The sequence below is a fragment of the Rhodocyclus gracilis genome, assembly GCF_009617575.1.
Taxonomy (GTDB): domain Bacteria; phylum Pseudomonadota; class Gammaproteobacteria; order Burkholderiales; family Rhodocyclaceae; genus Rhodocyclus; species Rhodocyclus gracilis.
Genome location: NZ_WIXJ01000010.1, coordinates 26,103 through 47,514 on the forward strand (window position 1 = coordinate 26,103; position 21,412 = coordinate 47,514).

At 63.3% G+C, this 21,412-nt stretch carries 21 protein-coding genes; 19 read left to right on the forward strand and 2 right to left on the reverse strand.

Features of this window, described 5'->3' with window-relative positions:
• Positions 1-2 precede the first annotated feature (2 nt).
• The 6 genes from GHK24_RS11600 to GHK24_RS11625 all read left to right on the forward strand — a co-directional run bounded on the left by GHK24_RS11600 (position 3) and on the right by GHK24_RS11625 (position 7,261).
• Positions 3-788 carry a sulfite exporter TauE/SafE family protein gene (locus GHK24_RS11600; RefSeq protein WP_153473052.1) on the forward strand — a complete coding sequence of 262 codons (786 nt, stop codon included), beginning with the start codon at positions 3-5 and terminating at the stop codon, positions 786-788.
• Between the two features lie 329 nt (positions 789-1,117).
• On the forward strand, positions 1,118-2,263 hold the full coding sequence (locus GHK24_RS11605) for an ABC transporter substrate-binding protein (RefSeq protein ID WP_153473053.1): 1,146 nt from the start codon (positions 1,118-1,120) through the stop codon (positions 2,261-2,263).
• Positions 2,264-2,428: 165 nt separating this feature from the next.
• Entirely contained in the window at positions 2,429-3,586 is a 1,158-nt protein-coding gene (locus GHK24_RS11610) for an ABC transporter substrate-binding protein (RefSeq protein ID WP_153473054.1), read from the forward strand.
• A gap of 67 nt (positions 3,587-3,653) precedes the next feature.
• Positions 3,654-4,691, forward strand: a complete 1,038-nt coding sequence (locus GHK24_RS11615; RefSeq protein WP_153473055.1) for a branched-chain amino acid ABC transporter permease — start codon at positions 3,654-3,656, stop codon at positions 4,689-4,691.
• Complete coding sequence (locus tag GHK24_RS11620) at positions 4,688-6,484, forward strand: branched-chain amino acid ABC transporter ATP-binding protein/permease (protein WP_153473056.1); 1,797 nt, start codon at positions 4,688-4,690, stop codon at positions 6,482-6,484. Before GHK24_RS11615 ends, GHK24_RS11620 begins: the two co-directional genes overlap by 4 nt.
• A 12-nt stretch (positions 6,485-6,496) precedes the next feature.
• Positions 6,497-7,261 carry an ABC transporter ATP-binding protein gene (locus GHK24_RS11625; protein ID WP_153473057.1) on the forward strand — a complete coding sequence of 255 codons (765 nt, stop codon included), beginning with the start codon at positions 6,497-6,499 and terminating at the stop codon, positions 7,259-7,261.
• A 46-nt stretch (positions 7,262-7,307) separates the two neighbouring features.
• On the opposite strand, the gene GHK24_RS11630 is transcribed toward GHK24_RS11625, so the two are convergent.
• Entirely contained in the window at positions 7,308-9,041 is a 1,734-nt protein-coding gene (locus tag GHK24_RS11630; RefSeq protein ID WP_340642761.1) for a response regulator, read from the reverse strand.
• A gap of 204 nt (positions 9,042-9,245) precedes the next feature.
• On the opposite strand from GHK24_RS11630, the gene mnmG reads away from it, so the two are divergent.
• The 13 genes from mnmG (at position 9,246) to GHK24_RS11695 (ending at position 20,611) form a co-directional block, all read left to right on the forward strand.
• Positions 9,246-11,147, forward strand: coding sequence for a tRNA uridine-5-carboxymethylaminomethyl(34) synthesis enzyme MnmG (mnmG, locus tag GHK24_RS11635; RefSeq protein WP_153473059.1), 1,902 nt, complete (start codon positions 9,246-9,248; stop codon positions 11,145-11,147).
• Positions 11,140-11,799 (forward strand): 16S rRNA (guanine(527)-N(7))-methyltransferase RsmG, encoded by a 660-nt coding sequence (gene rsmG / locus GHK24_RS11640; RefSeq protein ID WP_340666179.1) that lies wholly within the window; start codon positions 11,140-11,142, stop codon positions 11,797-11,799. Before mnmG ends, rsmG begins: the two co-directional genes overlap by 8 nt.
• A 1-nt stretch (position 11,800) precedes the next feature.
• Positions 11,801-12,616 carry a ParA family protein gene (locus GHK24_RS11645; RefSeq protein WP_340666178.1) on the forward strand — a complete coding sequence of 272 codons (816 nt, stop codon included), beginning with the start codon at positions 11,801-11,803 and terminating at the stop codon, positions 12,614-12,616.
• A complete protein-coding gene (locus tag GHK24_RS11650) occupies positions 12,613-13,464 on the forward strand; it encodes a ParB/RepB/Spo0J family partition protein (RefSeq protein WP_153473061.1) in 852 nt (283 codons plus the stop codon). Before GHK24_RS11645 ends, GHK24_RS11650 begins: the two co-directional genes overlap by 4 nt.
• A 186-nt stretch (positions 13,465-13,650) precedes the next feature.
• The gene (locus GHK24_RS11655; RefSeq protein ID WP_153473062.1) at positions 13,651-14,016 is read left to right on the forward strand and encodes an ATP synthase subunit I; all 366 of its coding nucleotides are present in this window, start codon (positions 13,651-13,653) and stop codon (positions 14,014-14,016) included.
• A gap of 4 nt (positions 14,017-14,020) precedes the next feature.
• The gene (gene atpB, locus GHK24_RS11660) at positions 14,021-14,884 is read left to right on the forward strand and encodes a F0F1 ATP synthase subunit A (protein ID WP_153473063.1); all 864 of its coding nucleotides are present in this window, start codon (positions 14,021-14,023) and stop codon (positions 14,882-14,884) included.
• A gap of 45 nt (positions 14,885-14,929) precedes the next feature.
• Positions 14,930-15,169 (forward strand): F0F1 ATP synthase subunit C, encoded by a 240-nt coding sequence (gene atpE, locus GHK24_RS11665; protein ID WP_153117812.1) that lies wholly within the window; start codon positions 14,930-14,932, stop codon positions 15,167-15,169.
• Positions 15,170-15,210: 41 nt separating this feature from the next.
• Positions 15,211-15,681 (forward strand): F0F1 ATP synthase subunit B, encoded by a 471-nt coding sequence (locus GHK24_RS11670; RefSeq protein ID WP_153473064.1) that lies wholly within the window; start codon positions 15,211-15,213, stop codon positions 15,679-15,681.
• 3 nt (positions 15,682-15,684) lie between these two features.
• Entirely contained in the window at positions 15,685-16,221 is a 537-nt protein-coding gene (locus GHK24_RS11675; protein WP_153473065.1) for a F0F1 ATP synthase subunit delta, read from the forward strand.
• Between the two features lie 9 nt (positions 16,222-16,230).
• The gene (gene atpA / locus GHK24_RS11680; RefSeq protein WP_153473066.1) at positions 16,231-17,772 is read left to right on the forward strand and encodes a F0F1 ATP synthase subunit alpha; all 1,542 of its coding nucleotides are present in this window, start codon (positions 16,231-16,233) and stop codon (positions 17,770-17,772) included.
• 17 nt (positions 17,773-17,789) lie between these two features.
• Positions 17,790-18,653 carry a F0F1 ATP synthase subunit gamma gene (gene atpG, locus GHK24_RS11685; protein ID WP_153473067.1) on the forward strand — a complete coding sequence of 288 codons (864 nt, stop codon included), beginning with the start codon at positions 17,790-17,792 and terminating at the stop codon, positions 18,651-18,653.
• Positions 18,654-18,690: 37 nt separating this feature from the next.
• On the forward strand, positions 18,691-20,115 hold the full coding sequence (atpD, locus tag GHK24_RS11690; RefSeq protein WP_153473068.1) for a F0F1 ATP synthase subunit beta: 1,425 nt from the start codon (positions 18,691-18,693) through the stop codon (positions 20,113-20,115).
• A gap of 73 nt (positions 20,116-20,188) precedes the next feature.
• Positions 20,189-20,611: a F0F1 ATP synthase subunit epsilon gene (locus GHK24_RS11695; RefSeq protein ID WP_153473069.1), complete on the forward strand. Its 423-nt coding sequence runs from the start codon at positions 20,189-20,191 to the stop codon at positions 20,609-20,611.
• A gap of 165 nt (positions 20,612-20,776) precedes the next feature.
• Here the strand turns inward: GHK24_RS11695 and GHK24_RS11700 are convergent, their stop codons facing one another.
• Complete coding sequence (locus GHK24_RS11700) at positions 20,777-21,412, reverse strand: ubiquinone biosynthesis accessory factor UbiJ (protein ID WP_153473070.1); 636 nt, start codon at positions 21,410-21,412, stop codon at positions 20,777-20,779.

Genomic DNA, 21,412 nt, shown 5'->3' on the forward strand with positions numbered 1-21,412 from the left:
GCATGGATCTCGATCCGCTTGTCCTTGCCGCACTCGGCGCGACGGCCTTTTGCGCTGGTTTTATCGATTCCGTCGTCGGCGGTGGCGGTTTGCTTCAGATTCCGGCGCTCTTCTCGGCGCTGCCGCGTGAGTTGCCGGCGACTCTCTTTGGCACGAACAAGATCGCCAGCATCGTCGGCACCGCCAATGCGGCCTGGCGCTACGCCCGCCACGTAAAGATGCCCTGGCGGACGACACTGCCGGCGGCCAGCGCGGCGCTCGTCTGCTCCTACCTTGGCGCCATGGCGGTGACGTATCTGCCGCGCGAACTGCTGCGCCCGCTGATCCTGTTGCTCCTCATCGGAGCCGCGATCTACACTTTTCGGCGCAAGGAATTTGGCGCGACACACCAGCCACGCCATAGCGGCCAGCGCGAGATACTGCTGGCGCTGCTCCTTGGCGGCAGCATCGGCTTTTACGACGGATTTTTCGGACCGGGAACGGGCAGCTTCCTGATATTTCTCTTCGTCCGCGTTTTCGGCTTTGACTTTCTGCACGCGTCCGCTGCGGCAAAGATCGTCAACGTCGCAACCAACCTCGCTGCAACAGCCTACTTCGTACCGCATGGCTACTACCTGCTGCTCGTCGGCAGCCTGATGGCGGTCGCCAACGTCGGCGGCTCCTTCGTCGGCACACGTCTGGCGCTGAAAAACGGCAGCGCTTTCGTACGCACGATCTTTCTTTTTGTCGTCAGCGCGTTGATCGTCAAATTTGCTTGGGATACCGTTCGCCACGGTTTGGCCGCATAAAAGAGGGCGAATCAGCCTGTGGATAAACCCGCGTGAACACTGTGGATGTGAACTGGACAAGCCGTGAAGCCCCCTCCTGTGGATAACTTATCCAAAACTGCCCACAGCGGGATACAGACTTTTTGCAGTCCACTTTTTTAGCGATAACTGACTGCTTTTAGGGTTTTTTATGAACTTATCCACAGACTTGTTACGCATATTGTGTTTACTGTTTTTAGAATTCAAACCCTTATAAAACAACGAAAGCGCGCACGCCGAGCCACGCGGATTGCTGACAAAGCAGCGCAACCGTCGCTCAAGCGTCGTGTGCCGAACATCGGGAGAGCATCATGAAGGGTCGTTTCATCGTTGCCGGCATTGCCGCGTGTCTTTGTGCCTCGCTGGCGACTGCCGACATCAACGTCGGCGTCACGGTGTCTGCCACCGGGCCGGCCGCATCGCTCGGGATTCCGGAGAAAAACACCATTGCCCTGCTGCCGCCAACGATTGCCGGGCAGAAGGTCAATTACATCGTTCTCGATGACGCCTCGGACACGACGACGGCCGTCAAGAACGCGCGCAAGCTCATCGCCGAGAACAAGGTCGATCTGCTGATCGGCTCGACGACGACGCCCAATTCGCTGGCCATGATCGACGTTGCCGCCGAGAGCGAAACACCGATGATCTCGATGGCCGCTGCGGCGCGGATCGTCGAACCGATGGACGAAAAACGCGCCTGGGTTTTCAAGGTCGCCCAGAATGACGCACAGATGGTCCTGGCGATCATCGAAAACATGACGAACGCCAACGTGCGCAGCGTTGCCTTCATGGGCTTCGCCGATGCTTACGGCGAAGGCTGGTGGAACGAGTTCGCCAGGATCGCCGAGGCCCGGAAGATCCGCATCATCGGCAACGAGCGCTATCAGCGCAACGACACCAGCGTGACCGGGCAAGTGCTGAAACTGCTCGCCGCCAAGCCGGACGCCATCCTCATCGGCGCCGCCGGCACGCCTGCGGCACTGCCGCAGAAAACCTTGCGCGAGCGTGGCTTTAAAGGATTGATTTATCAGAGTTCGGGTGTTGCCAACAGCGATTTTTTGCGCGTTTGCGGCAAGGACTGCGAAGCCGCGCTTCTCCCCGCCGGGCCGGTGCTGGTTGCCGCACAGCTCCCGGATAGCGCGCCGAACAAGAAAATCGCCCTCGACTACGTCGGGCGCTACGAAGCGGCATACGGAAAAGGCAGTGTCTCGACTTTTGGCGCGCACGCCTGGGATGCCGGCCTGCTCCTTGCCGCGACGGCACCGCAGGCACTGAAAAAAGCGGCACCCGGAACGCGCGAGTTTCGCAAGGCGCTGCGGGACGCGCTGGAAGGCGTCAAAAATCTGACCGTCTCGCATGGCGTTATCAACATGAGCGCACAGGATCACCTTGGCTTCGATCAGCGCGCCCGCGTCATGGTGCGGGTGGAAAACGCCGGCTGGAAGCTCGCTCGCTAGACATTACGAAGTCATTTCGTAGCGACTTTAGAGCCATTTACGCCGACGGAAGGGCGGCGCTACCGGGACGCAGCGCACGTATCGGGCGGGCAAGGGCGGCGGGTTTTGGGTATCATGGCGCGTTTTAGCAGCCGTCCGATCGACCGTTTTACGGAGCGAACGCCCATGTCCAGTCCTTCTTTCGCCAGCACGCGTCTTGCCGTTTTGTCCTTGGCACTCGTCAGCCTGTCGGCTTTCGCCGACATCAACGTCGGCGTCAGCGTATCGGCGACCGGCCCGGCAGCCTCGCTCGGCATTCCGGAAAAGAACACCATCGCCTTGCTGCCGAAGACGATAGGCGGACAAAAAGTGAATTACATCGTTCTCGACGATGCCACCGACACGACCTCGGCGGTGAAGAACATGCGCAAGCTTGTCGCCGAGGACAAGGTCGATGTCGTGATCGGCTCGACCACGGCGCCGAACTCGCTGGCGATGACGGACATCGCCGCCGAATCGGAAACGCCGCTCATTTCGCTGGCCGGTTCCGCGATCATCGTCGAGCCCGTCGACGCGAAGCGACACTGGGTCTTCAAGACCGCGCAAAACGACGCGCACATGGCAACGGCCATCGTCGAGCACATGCTCAACAACAAGGTGCAGACCGTCGCCTTCATCGGTTTTGCCGACGCCTACGGCGAGGGCTGGTTCAAGGAATTCGCCAAGATCGCTGAAGCCCGCAAGATCCGCATCGTGGCGAGCGAGCGCTTTCAGCGTAACGACACCTCGGTCACCGGTCAGGCGCTGAAAATCATCGCTGCCAAGCCGGATGCGGTCCTGATTGGCGCTGCCGGTACACCGGCCGTGCTGCCGCAGAAGACCCTGAAGGAAAAGGGGTTCAAGGGGTTCGTCTATCAGACGCACGGCGTCGCCAACAGCGAGTTCCTGCGCATTGGCGGCAAGGACGTCGAAGGCGCCTTGCTGCCGGTCGGGCCGCTGGTCGTCGCCGCGCAGTTGCCGGATTCCGCGCCGTCAAAGAAGGTGGCGCTCGATTTCATCACCCGCTATGAAACGGCTTACGGCAAAGGCACGGTCAGTGCCTTCGGTGGCCACGCCTGGGATGCCGGCCTGCTGCTCGGCGCGGCCATTCCGCAGGCACTGAAGAAGGCGCAACCGGGTACGCGGGAATTCCGCTCGGCCCTGCGCGATGCCCTTGAGGGCGTGAAGAACCTGCCGGCGGCGCACGGCGTGTTCAATCTGAACGCACAGGATCATCAAGGCTTTGACCAGCGCGCCCGCGTCATGGCCCGTATCGAAGGTGGCACCTGGAAACTCGTCAAGTAAGCCGGTCGCATTGGCGCGCACTTCGCCTTAGGGCGGCGCACGTCGCGTTCGCCGCGCGCATTCGCTGATGGACCTGCAGATCGCATTGCTGCTGGGGCAGGATGGCATCACCAACGGTGCCATCTATGCCCTGTTGTCGCTCGCCCTGGTGCTGGTGTTTACCGTCACACGCGTGATTTTCATTCCGCAGGGCGAATTCGTCGCTTTTGGCGCTCTGACGTTGGCCAGCCTGCAGACGGGCGTGCTGCCCGGAACGCTCTGGCTGCTGATCGGGCTCGGCGCCGTGGCGGGCCTCATCGATACCGTGTTTGCCCTGCGTGACCGGCAGTTGCAGCGGATTCCGCGCATTCTCGGCATCAACCTGGCGCTACCGCTGGCACTGGCGGGTTTGCTGGCGAACATTCCGCTGTCGAGTCTCGGTTTGCCGATTCAGGTGTTGCTGACGCTGGCCGTGGTCGTGCCGCTCGGCCCGCTGATTTACCGCCTGGTTTTTCAACCGATTGCTGAAGCCTCGGTGCTCGTGCTGCTGATCGTCGCCGTCTCGGTGCACGTGACGCTGACCGGGCTGGGCCTCTTTTTCTTCGGCGCCGAGGGATCGCGGACGCCGAGTTTTACCGATGCGAGCTTCGAGATCGGTGACGCCATGATTCAGGGACAGACCCTGCTCGTCGTCGCTGCCAGCCTGACGCTCATCGTCGCGCTCTACCTGTTTTTCGAGCGCACTTTGTGGGGCAAGGCTTTGCGCGCTACCGCCATGAATCGCACCGGCGCCCGCCTGATGGGCATTTCCGCAACGATGGCGGGCAAGCTGTCGTTTTCGGTGGCGGCACTGATCGGCGCTTTCTCCGGCATTCTCATTTCGCCGATCACGACGATTTACTACGACTCCGGTTTTCTCATCGGCCTGAAGGGTTTTGTCGGCGCCATCGTCGGGGGGCTCGGCAGCTATCCGCTGGCGGCGGCTGGCGCCGTGATGGTCGGTCTGCTCGAATCGTATTCGTCGTTCTGGGCGAGCGCTTTCAAGGAAGTGATCGTGTTTACGCTGATCATTCCCGTGTTGGTCTGGCGTTCGCTGACGACGCGCCACACCGAGGAGGAAGAATGAGCGCCTCCCCGCGTCTGCAACTGTCGCCAGCGTGGGTGAAGGCGCTGCCGCTCATCGGCATCGCCCTGCTTGCCGTCGCGCCGCTGTTGTTGCCTGAATTCACCGTCACCCTGCTCAACTACATCGGCCTTTACGCCATCGTTGCCATGGGACTGGTACTGCTGACTGGCGTCGGCGGGCTGACTTCCTTCGGTCAGGCGGCTTTCGTCGGCCTCGGTGCTTACACGACGGCCACCCTGACGACCACCTATGGCGTGTCCCCCTGGCTGACGCTGCTCGTCGGCCTCGCCTTGACGGCGCTGGTGGCGCTGGCGCTCGGCTTCATCACCCTGCGCCTGTCGGGGCACTATCTGCCTCTGGGAACGATTGCCTGGGGTATCAGCCTGTACTACCTCTTCGGCAACGTGGAATTCCTTGGCGGTCATACCGGCATATCGGGCATTCCGACCCTCGGCGTTTTTGGCTTCGAGCTGCACAGCGGGCGCGAGTTTTTCTACCTGATCTGGTTGGCCGTGCTGGGCGTCGTCGTGCTGACGCGCAATCTCCTCGATTCGCGCAGCGGCCGCGCCATTCGCGCGCTGAAAGGCGGTTCGCTGATGGCCGAAGCGATGGGCGTGAATACGCCGCGCGCCAAGATCGTCATCTTCACCGTGGCTGCCCTCTATGCCTGCCTCTCCGGCTGGCTGTACGCGCACCTGCAACGCTTCGTCAATCCGACGCCATTCTCGCTGACGCAGGGCATCGAATACCTGTTCATGGCGGTGATCGGCGGCGTCGCGCACGTCTGGGGCGCGCTGCTCGGCGCCGGCCTCATCACCATCCTGAAGCAATGGCTGCAGGACTGGCTGCCGCAGCTGCTGGGGCAGAGCGGCAATTTCGAGATCATTTTCTTCGGCCTGATGATGATCTTCATCCTGCACCGTTCGCGCGACGGTCTGTGGCCGATCCTCCTGCGCTTCGTACCGCAAGCGCCCGCCGCGCAGCGCGTGACGACCGTCGGCCAGCCGCTGGCGCGCCGGCCGGTCGTCGAACGCGGACAAGAGCTGCTCAGCGTGCGCGAGGCGACCAAGCGCTTCGGCGGTTTGGTGGCCAACAACCAGATGAGTCTCGACGTGCGCGCCGGGGAAGTCGTCGCTCTGATCGGGCCCAACGGCGCGGGCAAAAGCACGCTGTTCAACGGCATCTCGGGCGTCGACCCGCTGACCTCGGGCGAAATCACCTTCCGTGGCGAACGCGTCGAACGTCTGCCGTCGCGCGAAATCGCCCGGCGCGGCATGAGCCGTACGTTCCAGCACGTCCGCCTGCTGTCGGGCATGAGCGTCCTCGACAACGTCGCGATCGGCGCTCACCTGCGCGGCGACAGGGGCTACCTGCCCGCCGCCTTGCATCTCGAACGCGACGAGGAGGCGCGCCTGCTCACCGAAGCTGCCTATCAGATCGAGCGCTGCGGCCTTGCCGAACACCTCAACGATGCCGCCGGCAGTCTGCCGCTCGGCAAGCAGCGCATCGTCGAGATCGCCCGCGCGCTGGCCGCCGATCCGTGCCTCCTGCTCCTCGACGAGCCGGCCGCCGGTCTGCGCTACTTCGAGAAGCAGGCGCTCGCCGAGTTGCTGCGCCGACTGCGCGACGAGGGCATCGGCGTGCTGCTGGTCGAACACGACATGGATTTCGTCATGGGCCTCGCCGATCGCGTGGTGGTCATGGAATTCGGCGAGAAGCTGGCCGAGGGGCTGCCGGAAGATGTGCAGCGCAACCCGGCGGTGCTCGAAGCGTATCTCGGCGGCGTCGAGTAGGGCGGGGCAGTAATGAGCGAATACAGCAACGATACGACGGCGGAAAAGCCGCTGATCCTCGACGTCAGGGATCTTTCCGTCAGCTACGGCAAGGTCGAAGCTCTGCACGGGCTGGCGTTGAAGATTCGTGCCGGCGAGATCGTCACCGTCATCGGCCCCAATGGCGCGGGCAAGACGACCTTGCTGTCGGCTCTGATGGGGCTCCTGCCGGCGCGCGGCGAGATCGTCTATCTCGGCCAGCGCCAGGGCAGCGACCGGCAGGTCGAGCAACTGGTGCGGCAGGGAATGACGCTGGTGCCGGAGAAGCGCGAGCTGTTCGGCGAGATGAGCGTCGAAGACAATCTGCTGCTCGGCGCCTTTGACCGTTACCGCTCCGGGAAGCGCGATCACGCCGACACCATGGCGGAGGTTTTCGACATCTTCCCGCGTCTGCGGGAGCGCCGCCGCCAGTTGGCCGGTACGCTCTCCGGCGGCGAGCGGCAGATGCTGGCGATGGGGCGTGCCCTGATGGCGCGACCGAAGCTGTTGATGCTCGACGAGCCAAGCCTCGGCCTGGCGCCGCTGATCATCCGCGAGATTTTCCGCATCGTCGGCGAACTGAAGAAAACCGGCGTATCGATCCTGCTGGTCGAGCAGAACGCCCGCGCCGCCTTGCAGATTGCCGACTACGGCTATGTGCTGGAAACCGGCGAAGTCTCGCTCGAAGGGCCGAGCGAGGCCTTGAGCAGCGATCCGCGCGTTATCGAAAGCTATCTCGGGCTCGGCGGCCGCCACTGAGTGCCCGGCGCCGCGCCCGGATGCGGCGATTCACGCGTGCCGTCGTTCACTCGGCCTCACTGTCCGTTCCCTTTTTCCACTTCGCGGCGGATTCGAGTTGCACGCCGTATTTTTTGGCGACGCGCTGGCATAGTTCGCGTGCCGAGACGACACGCGGGCTGGCGGCGTCCTTGGCTTGCGCCCGGCGCACGTAGCCCTGCGCACGTTCGGCCAGCGCCTCGTCCCAGCCGTCGCGATTCATTTTGGTAAAGATCGCCTTCGCGGCGTTGACCAGAAACTGTACGTTGGCGACGCGCTCGGCGGCCTGACTCAACATGCTGATCGCTGCATCGAGGTCGCCACTGCGGGCGGCCAGAACGCCCTTGTTGTTGAGATCGACGATTTCGTCGCTCACCTGCGTCAGCATGGCTTCGCCGAGGTGCTCCTTGCCGGCGCGGGCAAATACGCCGCGTATGCGATCGATCATGCCTTCGTCGTCGTGGTGTTCGGCCGCCGCACGTCGCAGCAGGGCCTGAGCGCGGGCTTCTTCGCCCTGGGCGAGACAGGCGTGGGCGAGATCGACGGCGAGATGCTGCGAAACCGCCGTGCTGCGGCGATTGGCCAGGCTGTCGTGCCGCGCCAGAGCCGCGTTCAGCGCGTTCTTGGCCGCCTCGGCATCGCCCGTTCGCCCGGCGGCCAGGCTGTCGACGACGAGTGCGGCGAGTTCGGCGACGTCGGCCGATTCCGCCGCTTCGCTGCCTTTGCCGCCGCGAAACTCGCGCCGCAGATCGGCGGCCACGCTGCGCGCACCGGCGATGTCGCCTTTGTCGATGCGCACGCGCGCAAGATTGGTGTAGTCGTCGAGCTGCCGCAAGGAGCTGCCGCGCAGCCGGTCGAGCGCTTTGCCAAATGCCTTTTCGGCGACGGCAAGATCCTTGTTGCGTACGGCGAGGTGGCCAACCTGACGCTGCCGCGTCGCGTTATCCGGCGAACGGCCGCTGGCGGCCAGCAGGGTTTCTTGCGCGGCGGTGAGGTCGCCGGTGCGTTCGTGCAGATCGGCGGTGAGATCGTAGGCCGCGAGGTATTCGGGGAAGTCCTCGGTCAGCGCCTGTGCCTCGACGAGGGCTTCGGCGAGTTCACCTCGGCCGCGCAGGGCCAGCGCCAGGCCCATGCGCGCCCAGGGGGCGACGCGCGCGGCGAGAACCTCTCGGTAGACCTCGCTCGCTTCGTCGTAGCGGCCGAGGGCATTGAGGATTTCGCCTTTGAGACGTAGCCCGTCGAGCGCGAATTCGCTGGAGCGCGCCAGCAGCGACTCAAGGGCGGCGAGCGCGTCGACGAAGGCGTCGTCTTCGAGGTGGCCGTAAATCTCGGCAAAGTGTTTTTTCTTGTACATCGCCCGCAACAGGCGGCTTTGCAGCTGGTCGGCGGTGAATGGCTTGATCAGGTAGTCGTCCGGCGCCAGTTCGGCGACCGAGACTACGCGCCGGTAGGCGCGCTCGCCGGTGACGATCATGAATACGGAGGCGAGCGGAATCAGCTGCTGCTGGCGCAGTTCTTCAAACAACTGCTGGCCGTCGCGGCCGTGATCGAGCAGGTAGTCGGCGAGAATGACGTCAAAGCGTGCGTTGCGCGCCTGCCGCAGTGCTTCGTGCGCCGTGCCGGCATTGCGCACCGAGGTGATGCCGACGGCCGACAGCGTCATGCGCAGGAAATTGCGCGCCTCCGGGTGGCGATCAACCAGCAGCACCCGGCTCTGTGCCAGTTCCTTGCGCAGCTTGTTGTGGATATCAGCGTCATTCACGGCGGCGGGTGTCATCAAGGGGAGAATGTGCGAGGATTTTGCCGCAATCTTCCGCCGCTCGTCGCGCAATCCGGTGCTACGGAGCGGCGAAGGGCTCGCCAACGGGGCGTTCGGCCCCCTTCACCCGGCATGAATCCTGTTATTTTTCAGCCCGCTGGCGTAGAATCGCTGTCCCTTTCGCCGCCCTTCTGACGCTTTTTCCCGATGCAGTTTCCCGAACGTTTTGACGTGATTGTCGTCGGTGGCGGACACGCCGGCACCGAGGCGGCGCTCGCCAGCGCCCGCATTGGCGCGCGTACCCTGCTGCTGACGCACACGCTGGAAACGCTCGGCGCGATGAGCTGCAATCCGTCGATCGGCGGCATCGGCAAGGGGCATCTGGTGCGCGAGGTCGATGCGCTCGGCGGCGCCATGGCCGCGGCCACCGACGAGGCCGGCATCCAGTTCCGCACGCTCAATTCGAGCAAGGGGCCGGCGGTACGCGCAACCCGAGCGCAGGCCGACCGCGTGCTCTACCGGCAGGCAATTCGCCGCCGGCTCGAAAACCAGCCGAATCTCACGCTGTTCGCCGACGCTGCCGACGATCTGATCGTCGAAGGCGACCGCGTGGCGGGGGTCGTGACGCGCTTTGGCCTGCGCTTTGTCGCCGCCAGCGTCGTCCTCACGGCCGGCACCTTCCTCAACGGCTTGATGCACGTCGGCCTGAAGAGCAGTGGCGGCGGCCGCATGGGTGATCCGCCGGCTAACGCGCTCGGCGCCCGCTTGCGCGAGCTGGCGCTGCCGGCCGGTCGCCTGAAAACGGGGACGCCACCGCGCCTCGACGGCAAGACCATCGATTTCTCCGTAATGGTCGAGCAGCATTCGGATGATCCGCCGCCGGTCTTTTCCTTCCTCGGCGACGTCAGCCAGCACCCGCGCCAGCTGCCCTGCTGGGTGACGGCGACCAACACGCAGACGCACGACATCATCCGCGCCAACCTCGACCGTTCGCCGCTCTACGCCGGCATCATCGAAGGCATCGGCCCGCGCTACTGCCCGTCGATCGAAGACAAGATTCATCGCTTTGCCGGCAAGGACAGCCACAACATCTTCCTTGAGCCGGAAGGCCTCGATACGCACGAGATTTATCCAAACGGGATTTCGACCAGTCTGCCGTTCGACGTGCAGCTGGCGGTCGTGCGCTCGATCCGTGGCCTCGAGAACTGCCACATCCTGCGCCCCGGCTACGCCATCGAATACGATTTTTTCGATCCGCGCGGCTTGCGCGACACCCTCGAAACGCGAGCCCTGGGCGGGCTTTTCTTCGCCGGTCAGATCAATGGCACCACCGGCTACGAGGAAGCGGCGGCGCAGGGACTGCTGGCCGGCGCCAACGCCGCCTTGCGCGCCCTTGGCCGCGAGGGCTGGTCGCCGCGCCGCGAGGAGGCTTATCTGGGGGTCCTTGTCGACGACCTGATCAGCCGTGGCGTCTCCGAGCCGTATCGCATGTTCACCAGCCGCGCCGAATACCGCCTCTCGCTACGCGAAGACAATGCCGACCTGCGCCTGACCGAAACCGGTCGCCGTCTCGGTCTCGTTGACGACGTGCGCTGGGCGGCCTTCTGCGCCAAGCGCGAAGCCATCGAGCGCGAGGCAGCGCGCCTGAAGGCGACCTGGGTGCAGCCGGCGCGGGTCGATGCCGCCGCCGCCGAGGCGCTGTTCGGCAAGACCCTCGAGCGCGAATACAGCCTCTACGATCTCTTGCGCCGTCCCGAAGTGACCTACGACGCACTGATGCGCCTGCCGGTCGACGGCGTGGCGGTCGATGCCGGTCTGCGCAATGCGCAGGTGATCGAGCAGCTCGATATCCAGGCGAAGTACCAAGGCTATATCGAGCGCCAGCATGACGAAGTGGCAGCGCGCGCCCAGCAGGAATCGCTGCGCCTGCCCGAGGATCTCGATTTTGGAGAGGTCGCCGGCTTGTCGCATGAAGTCTGCCAGCGTCTGGCGGCGGCTCGGCCGCGCACGCTCGGCGAGGCGGCGCGTCTGCAAGGCATCACGCCGGCGGCAGTGAGCATGCTGCTCGTCCATCTGAAGCGCCAGGCTTCACCTCTTGTCCGTGCCTGAGCCGATGAATCCCGCCGAGCAACTGGCGAGCGGCCTGCGTGTGCTCGGACTTGATATCGACGCGCCAGCGCAGGCGCGTCTGCTGGCGTATGCCGCACTGCTCGACAAGTGGAACCGCACCTTCAACCTGACGGCGCTGCGCGCGCCCGACAAGGCTGTCAGCCACCACCTGCTCGACTCGCTGGCGATCCTGCCGTATCTCGGAGAGGGCGTCCTGCTCGATGTCGGCAGCGGCGGCGGTCTGCCCGGCATTCCGCTGGCGATTACCCGGCCCGATCTGGCGGTGCATCTGCTCGACAGCAACTCGAAGAAAACGGCCTTCCTGCAGCAGGCGGTCATCGAGCTGGAACTGCGCAACGTCACCGTGCATTGCCGGCGCATCGAAGAATTTCAACCGGCGCAGCCCTTTGCCACCATCGTCTCGCGCGCCTTCGCTGAACTCGCCGATTTCGTCCGCCCGACCCGCTCCCTGCTCGCCGCGGACGGTTGCTGGCTGGCGATGAAGGGGCTCTTGCCGCACGAGGAAATTGCCCGTTTGCCGGCCGGTATCGTCGTCGACCGGGCGTTGCCGATACGCGTGCCGGGCGTCGACGGCGAGCGCCATGTGCTGATTCTGAAGGATGCCGGCGCCGTGCGCCGTGAGGAGGTGTGACGTGGCAACGACCACAGTGAAGCCGACGCGAATCCTGGCCGTGACCAATCAGAAGGGCGGTGTCGGCAAGACGACGACCGCCGTCAATCTGTCAGCCTGCCTCGCCGCACTCGACCAGCGCGTGCTGATGATCGACCTCGATCCGCAGGGCAATGCGACCACCGGCTGCGGCGTCTTCAAGCGCGAAGCCTTGCCGACGGTCTATCAGATCCTCATCGGCCGCTCGACGCTGGCGCAGTCACGCATCCGCACCGATTTCGGCTTCGACATCCTGCCCGCCAACCGCGAGCTGGCCGGCGCCGAAGTGGAGCTGATCGAAATGGAGCGCCGCGAGTACCGGCTGCGCGATGCGCTGGCGAGCGCTGCCGGCGAATACGATTTCGTGCTCATGGACTGCCCGCCGGCGCTCAATCTCCTCACCGTGAACGGACTGGCGGCCGCGCAGGCGGTGATGATTCCGATGCAGTGCGAGTACTACGCGCTGGAAGGGCTGACCGATCTCGTCGCCACACTCAAGCGCGTGCGCGCCAATCTCAATCCGCGCCTGGAAATCGAGGGCTTGCTGCGCACCATGTACGATCCGCGCTCGACGCTGACGCAGCAGGTGTCTTCCGAGCTGGAGAGCCACTTCGGCGAGAAGGTCTATCGCAGCATCATCCCGCGCAATGTGCGGCTGGCAGAAGCCCCTTCCTACGGCAAGCCCGTCTACGCGTTCGACCGCAATTCACGCGGCGCGCAGGCCTATCTCGCGCTGGCGCAGGAGATGCTCGAACGCAGCGCTGCCGCCAACGCTACCACTCAGGGAACACCATCATGAAGCTCAAGGGACTCGGACGCGGTCTCGACGCCCTGCTGGCGGGCGACGCCAGCGAGCGGCGCGAAGAACAGCGCCGTCTGCCGGTGGCGCGCCTGTCGCCGGGCCGCTACCAGCCGCGCACGCGCATGGACCCGGCCTCGCTCGACGAACTGGCCGCGTCGATCCGCGCACAGGGCTTGATGCAGCCGATCCTCGTTCGCCCCTTGCTTGGTGAACCCGGTGAAGAGCGCTTCGAAATCATCGCCGGCGAACGACGCTGGCGGGCGGCGCAGATGGCCGGCCTCGAAGAAGTGCCGACGCTGGTGCGCGACATCCCCGACGAAGCGGCGATGGCGATGGCGCTGATCGAGAACATCCAGCGCGAAGATCTCAATCCGCTCGAAGAAGCGCAAGGCCTGCAACGGCTGGTCGACGAATTCGGCATGACGCACCAGCAGGCCGCCGATGCGGTTGGCCGTTCGCGGCCGGCGGCGTCGAATTTGCTGCGTCTGCTGCAACTGGCGCCGCCGGTGCAGGACATGCTAATGGATGGCGCCATCGACATGGGGCACGCGCGAGCGCTGCTGCCGTTGGCGGGTGTTCTGCAGGTACAGCTTGCCCAGCGGACGGCGGCGAAGGGGCTGTCGGTGCGCGAAGTGGAGCGTCTGGCACAACGTGCATTGAAGCCGCCGAAAGAGGCGGTCGAAAACAAGCCGGATCGCGACGTGCTGCGCTTGCAGGAAGAACTGGCGGATATTCTTGGCGCGTCGGTCGAGATTCGCACCAATCGCAAGGGCGCCGGGCGCGTCAGTATCGATTTTGGCGACCTCGACCAACTCGACGGCATTCTTGAGCGTCTGCGCCGTTGACGGCCCCGAAACGCTGCGCTGGCGGGCGTCATAGCGTCTGCCGGTGGTTTGACTCTTATATAAGAGTCTGTTACCGTGCCGGCACTTTGCAGTCAGCCGGTCGGGCAGTTTTTCCCGCACGTTGATTCTTCCTGGTGAGTAAATTACAATGCTGCGGATTTTTTGCGGCTGCCAACACGGTTTTCGATGACGCGAACCGGCCGCATTCTAAGTGGGCAGCTTCTAGTTCTCGCGCTCTGTGCTTACGGATTCTGGGCGGTGTCGGGCGAAGAGGCGGCGCGGGCAGCGGTCTATGGTTGCATCACGGCGATAGCCAATGCGGCATTACTGCTTGTCAGGATGCGTAGCGATTGGCGGCGGCAAGGGGCAGATGCGCAGCGGCACCTCCGCTTTTTTTTCCGCTCATCGATCGAGCGGTTTGCTGTGGTGGTGTCCCTGCTCATCATCGGTCTGGCAGGTCTGGGTTTGTCCCCCCTTCATGTGATCGCAGGTTTCGTGGCGGGTCAGGTTGTGTTCCTGGCTGCGTCGATCAGTATTCAAGAGCGCGAGTAAGTCAATGTCCAGCGAAGCGATTTCCTCCACGGAATACATCAAGCACCACCTGCAAAACCTGACCTACGGGCGCTTGTCCGATGGCACTCTGGGTTTTGCGCACACGCCGCAGGAAGCCAAGGAAATGGGCTTCTGGGCGCTCAACGTCGATAGCTTCCTGGTGGCTCTGGTGTTGGGCTGTCTGTTCGCATTCGTCTTTGCGCGCGTCGCCGCCAACGCCAAGTCGGGCGTGCCGAGCGGCCTGCAGAACTTTGTCGAGTGGATTCTCGAATTCGTCGATACCAGCGTGCGCGGTTCGTTCTCCGCACGTAATCCTGTGGTCGCACCGCTGGCGCTGACCTTGTTCGTCTGGATCTTCCTGATGAACCTGATGGATCTGTTCCCGATCGACTTCATTCCGATGATCGCCCAGTCGATGGGTGTGCACTACTTCAAGGTGGTGCCGACGACCGACCCGAATGTCACTTTCGGCATGTCGATCGTTGTCTTCATGCTGATTCTCTACTACAGCCTGAAGATCAAGGGGCCGGGTGGCTTCTTTGCCGAGCTGGCGTTCCAGCCGCTGCCGAAGTGGGCAATGCCGTTCAACCTGATTCTCGAAGGCGTCAATCTCATCGCCAAGCCGGTTTCTCTGGCCCTGCGGTTGTTCGGCAACATGTACGCCGGCGAAATGATCTTCATCCTGATCGCGCTGATGGGAGCCACGTGGGCGGCTGCCAGTGTTGGCAGTGCGACGATGTTCGGCTCGCAGATCCTTCTCTCGCTGGGCTGGGGCATCTTCCACATCCTGATCATCACGCTGCAGGCGTTCATCTTCATGACGCTGACGGTGGTGTATCTCGATATGGCCCACCAAGAGCATCACTAACCGTTTCCGATTCACCTTTTACCCCGTTTTTACTGGAGATTTTCGATGGAACTCGTCAAACCCCTGATGTTCATTGCGGCTGCTCTGATGATGGGTCTGGGCGCGCTGGGCGCGTCGGTTGGTATCGGTATCCTGGGTGGTCGCTTCCTGGAAGGCGCCGCACGTCAGCCGGAAATGATCCCGATGCTGCGTACGCAGTTCTTCATCGTCATGGGTCTCGTCGACGCGGTGCCGATGATCGCCGTCGGTCTCGCCCTGTACGTTCTCTTCGCTGTCGCTGGTTAAGCGTTCGGGTGCGAAACAGGTTTTAGACGAAAGGTTGGTCCATGAACATCAATGCAACCCTGATTGCCCAGGCCATCATGTTTGGCCTGTTCGTCTGGTTCTGCATGCGCTTTGTCTGGCCGCCGATCATGACGGCTCTCGCCACGCGCCAACAGCAGATCGCCGATGGCCTCGCCTCCGGCGAACGCGGTCGGCACGAGCTGGAGCTGGCGACCAAGCGTTCCAGCGAAGTGCTGCATGAAGCCAAGCAGCGTGCCGCCGAGATCGTTGCCCAAGCTGAAAAGCGCGGTCTGGCCGTGATCGAGGAAGCCAAGCAACAAGCCAAGGTCGAAAGCGATCGGATCAAAGCCGGTGCGCAGGCCGAAATCGAGCAGGACACCGCGCGCGCCAAGGAAGAACTGCGCGAACAGGTCGCTCAACTGGCCGTTGCCGGCGCCGAGCAGATCCTGCGTCGCGAAGTCGATGCCAAGGCTCACGCCGATATCCTCGCCTCGCTCAAGGGCGGTCTCTAAACCATGGCAGAACTCGTCACCATCGCGCGCCCCTACGCCGAGGCGGTTTTCCGCCTGGCGCTGGAAAAAAAGGCGCTGGACGCCTGGTCTGAGCAGCTGTCCCTGCTCGCGGCAATCTCCGTCGACGAGCACGTGCGCAGCCGGTTGAACGATCCCGAGCTGACCGCGGCACAAAAGGCCGAGCTCGTTCTGGCGCTGCTCGGCAACGAGGTCGGTAGCGACGAGTCGAGTCTGGTTCGCGTGCTCGCGGACAATGGGCGTCTCGCGCTGCTGCCGGAAATCGCCAGCCTCTTCGCGGCCCTCAAGGGGGCCGAAGAAGGCGTCAAGGACGCCGTCATTCACAGCGCTTTCCCGCTGGATGACGCGCAGCTCGCCACCTTGCTGGGCGACCTTGAAAAACGTTTCGGAAGCCGGCTGAAGGCCGAAGTGGTCGTCGATCAGTCTCTGGTCGGCGGCGTCAAGATCGTGGTGGGTGACCAGGTGCTCGATGCTTCCGTTCGCGGCAAGCTCGAAGCCCTCGGTGCGGCGCTCAAGAATTAGGAGAACTCCATGCAGCAGTTGAATCCTTCCGAAATCAGCGAACTGATCAAGGCGAAGATCGCGAATCTTCCCGCAGGCGCTGATCTGCGCACGCAAGGTACCGTGGTCTCGGTGACCGACGGTATCTGCCGTGTGCATGGCCTGAACGACGTCATGCAAGGTGAAATGCTCGAGTTTCCGGGCAACACCTTTGGTATGGCGCTGAATCTCGAGCGCGACTCCGTCGGCGCCGTGATTCTCGGTGAATACGAACACATTTCTGAAGGCGACGTCGTCAAGACGACGGGCCGCATCCTCGAAGTGCCGGTCGGCCCCGAGCTGATCGGCCGCGTCGTGAACTCGCTCGGCCAGCCGATCGATGGCAAAGGCCCGCTCGGCAACAAGCTGACCGACAAGATCGAAAAGGTCGCGCCGGGCGTTATCTGGCGTGAATCGGTGACGCAGCCGGTGCAGACGGGTTTGAAGTCGATCGACTCGATGGTTCCGGTTGGCCGTGGCCAGCGCGAACTGATCATCGGTGACCGTCAGACCGGCAAGACTGCGGTGGCGATTGACACGATCATCAACCAGAAGGGTCAGAACATGACCTGTATCTACGTTGCCGTCGGTCAGAAAGCTTCGACCATCGCCAACGTGGTGCGCAAGCTCGAAGAGCACGGCGCGATGGAATACACGATCATCGTCGCCGCTTCGGCCTCCGAATCCGCCGCGCTGCAATACATCGCGCCGTACTCCGGCTGCACGATGGGCGAATACTTCCGCGACCGCGGTCAAGACGCGCTGATCATTTATGACGATCTGACCAAGCAAGCCTGGGCCTATCGTCAAGTCTCCCTGCTGCTGCGCCGCCCGCCGGGCCGCGAAGCCTATCCGGGCGACGTTTTCTATCTCCACTCCCGTCTGCTCGAACGCGCTGCGCGCGTCTCCGAAGCGTGGGTTGAGCGCTTCACCAACGGCGAAGTCACGGGCAAGACCGGCTCGCTGACGGCCCTGCCGATCATCGAAACGCAAGCGGGCGACGTTTCCGCCTTCGTTCCGACGAACGTCATCTCGATTACCGACGGTCAGATCTTCCTGGAAACCGACCTTTTCAACGCCGGTATCCGCCCCGCCATCAACGCCGGTATCTCGGTGTCGCGCGTCGGTGGCGCTGCGCAGACCAAGGTCATCAAGAAGCTCGGCGGTGGTATCCGTCTGGCACTGGCGCAGTACCGCGAACTCGCGGCCTTCGCCCAGTTTGCCTCCGACCTCGATGAAGCGACGCGCAAGCAGCTCGAACGTGGCCGCATGGTGACCGAGCTGATGAAGCAGGCGCAGTACGCTCCGCTGTCGGTCGCCGAAATGACGATCACCCTGCTGGCGGTCAACAAAGGCTACTTCGATGATGTCGAGGTCAAGAAGGCGCTCGAAACCGAACGCCAACTGCAAGCCACCATCAAGCAGAAGCATGCCGACCTGATCAACAAGATCGAGACGACCAAGAATCTTGACGCCGACGCAGAGCAGGAGCTCACCAAGGCGATCGAGGAGTTCAAGGCCACTCTGGCCTGACCGATCGGGAGAGTGCCATGCCTAGCGGCAAGGAAGTCCGTAACAAGATCAAGAGCGTCGAAAACACGCGCAAGATCACCAAGGCCATGGAGATGGTGGCCGCATCCAAAATGCGCAAGGCGCAGGACCGGATGCGGGCCGCTCGTCCCTATGGCGAAAAGATCCGGCGCGTCGCCGGCCATTTGTCGCACGCCCTGTCCGAATACCATCACCCTTTCCTCGCTTCGCGCGAGAAGGTGAAGAACGTCGGCCTGATCTGCGTGACCTCCGACAAGGGCCTGTGCGGCGGTCTGAACAGCAACATCCTGCGTCTCGCCCTGCAGCACATGAAGGAATGGGAAGGCGAAGGCAAAGGCCTGCATGTCACGGCCATCGGCAACAAGGGTTTCGGCTTCATGCAGCGTGCCGGCGCCCGCGTTGTGTCCAGCGTCATCGGCCTGGGCGACCGGCCGCAGCTGGAAAAGCTGATCGGCGCGGTGAAGGTGCAGCTTGATGCCTACATCAATGGCGACATCGATGTCCTGTACATCGGCTACACCCGCTTCATCAACACGATGCGGCAGGAGCCGGTTGTCGAACAGTTGCTGCCGCTGACGGGCGATCTGGTCGGCGAAAGCACCAACAAGTGGGATTACATCTACGAGCCGGACGCCAAGTCGGTGATCGATGACCTGCTGTTGCGGTATGTCGAAGCGCTGATTTATCAGGCGGTTGCCGAGAACATGGCATCCGAGCAAAGCGCGCGGATGGTGGCGATGAAGTCGGCCTCGGACAATGCCAAGAATGTCATCGGCGAATTGAAGCTGGTGTACAACAAGGCACGCCAGGCAGCGATCACCAAGGAACTCTCGGAAATTGTCGGCGGCGCTGCGGCGGTTTGACCGCGCAGACACAAGTTTATTGATTGGGGAAACGACGATGAGTCAAGGAAGAATTGTTCAGTGCATCGGCGCCGTGGTGGACATCCAGTTCCCGCGCGACGCGATGCCCAAGGTTTATGACGCACTGACGCTCGATCTGAGCGAAGAGTCCGACATGTGTGAACGCGGCTTGACCTTCGAGGTCCAGCAGCAACTCGGTGATGGCGTGGTGCGTACCATTGCCATGGGTTCCTCGGATGGTCTGCGCCGTGGCATGAAGGTCAACAACACCGGTGCCGCGATTTCCGTGCCGGTCGGCCACGCCACGCTGGGCCGCATCATGGACGTCCTCGGCCGCCCGATCGACGAAGTTGGTCCGATCGCCACCGAAGAGCGTCGTGAGATTCACCAGAAGGCGCCGCGTTTCGACGAACTGTCGCCGTCGGTTGACCTGCTCGAAACCGGCATCAAGGTTATCGACCTTGTGTGCCCGTTCGCCAAGGGCGGTAAGGTCGGCCTGTTCGGCGGCGCCGGCGTCGGCAAGACCGTGAACATGCTTGAGCTGATCAACAACATCGCCAAGGAACACTCGGGTCTGTCCGTGTTCGCCGGTGTCGGTGAGCGGACGCGCGAAGGCAACGACTTCTATCACGAAATGTCGGACGCTGGCGTCATCAAGCTCGACAACCTGCCCGAATCGAAGGTCGCCATGGTCTTCGGTCAGATGAACGAGCCCCCGGGCAACCGTCTGCGCGTCGCGCTGACCGGTCTGACGATGGCCGAGCGCTTCCGTGACGAAGGCCGCGACATTCTGTTCTTCGTCGATAACATCTACCGCTATACGCTGGCCGGTACGGAAGTCTCGGCGCTGCTCGGCCGGATGCCGTCCGCCGTGGGCTATCAGCCGACGCTGGCCGAAGAAATGGGCCGCCTGCAAGAACGTATTACCTCGACCAAGGTGGGCTCGATCACCTCGATCCAGGCCGTCTACGTTCCTGCCGATGACTTGACCGACCCGTCGCCGGCAACGACCTTCCTGCACTTGGACTCGACCGTCGTTCTCTCGCGCGACATCGCCGCACTGGGTATCTACCCGGCCGTCGATCCGCTCGATTCGACCTCGCGTCAGCTCGACCCGCAGATCGTCGGCGAAGAGCACTACAACTGCGCGCGTGCCGTTCAGGCGACGCTGCAGCGCTACAAGGAACTGCGCGACATCATCGCCATTCTGGGCATGGACGAACTGTCGCCGGAAGACAAGCTGGCCGTTGCCCGTGCGCGGAAAATCCAGCGCTTCCTGTCGCAGCCGTTCCACGTTGCCGAAGTGTTCACCGGCGCACCGGGCAAGTACGTTTCGCTGAAGGACACGATCAAGGGCTTCCAGATGATCGTTGCCGGCGAATGCGACGCGCTGCCGGAACAAGCCTTCTACATGGTTGGCAGCATCGAAGAAGCGTTCGAGAAGGCCAAGACGCTCCAGTAACGTTTCACGCAACAGAGCCGAAATCGCTATCGCGCCGTTTTGCAGCGGCCGATAGCGGTGGCAAAGGAAAACCATGTCACTCAGAGTTCATGTTGACGTTGTCAGCGCCGAAGAGCTTATCTTTTCGGGTGAGACCGAATTCGCCGTCTTTCCGGGCGAAGCGGGGGAACTGGGCATCTATCCGCGTCACTCGCAGCTGATCACCCGCCTCAAACCGGGTACGGTTCGTCTGAAAGTGCCGGGTCGCGACGAATTCGAAATGGTCTACGTTTCGGGTGGTCTGCTCGAAGTGCAACCGGCGATGATCACGGTGCTGGCCGATACGGCGATCCGTGCGGCTGACCTCGACGAAGCGAAAGCCGTTGAAGCCAAGGCCCGTGCTGAGGAAGCGCTGAAGAATCGCAGCGCCGAGATCAACTACGCGGCGGCCGAGGCGGAACTGGCGGAGGCGATTGCCCAGATCCAGGCGATCAAGAAACTGCGTAATCAGCATTGATAGTCGGGCGCCCGCAGGGCGTTCGCTGACGGTTCGGCGCCTTGTGCGCGGGGCCGAAAAAAAGGCCGGCGATTTTCGCTGGCCTTTTTCTTTGGGGGGCTGGTGCGTCGGCAGCCGTTGGCTTTTCTTCCGACCGGCTTTGCTGGCGCTTTTGCTTCGCTGCCGCTAGTCTTCGCGAGTGCCGCGCGGTGTTCTGGTGGGGGCTGGCGATGACGTCGATCGCGTAGAGGGTGTCTCGAGGCGCGAGAGCTTCTTCTCGACACGGGCAAGATCGTCACGCAGTTCATCAACGGCGTTGCAGAAGGCGTCGATCTCGTGGTGCGGGACGAGCGTCGGTTGCTCGAAGGTGAGGTACTCGGCGATGCCCTGCGCCGCTCGCTGCGCCGCGTCACGTTGCCACGCGGCGAAACGCTTGCCGCCCGAGACGAGGCGATGCGCGGCGATATCGCCGACGATGCGCGAGAGGTCGTCTTCCGCGTCCCAGCGCAGATTGCGCGCCACGAAGGCGATGGCCTCCGCGAAATCGGCAGAGCCCTCGATGCGCGTGGCGCCAGCGATGCTGGCGCGGTCGGAGAGAGCCCGCGATGCGGCGTCTTCCGGCAGGTGCAAGGTAACGAGGGCGACGGCATCGGCGTCGACGGCCGGTGCCAGCAGGCCATCTCTGCCGACTTCAACGGCGAATGACCACTGCCGGTAGCGGACGCGTGCCACCCTGCCGCTGAACGGCGCCAGGCGCTGCCGCGCCCAGCGTTCGCCGTTGAGCAGGTGATTGACGAAGCGCAGGGCGCCAGCGAGCAGCAT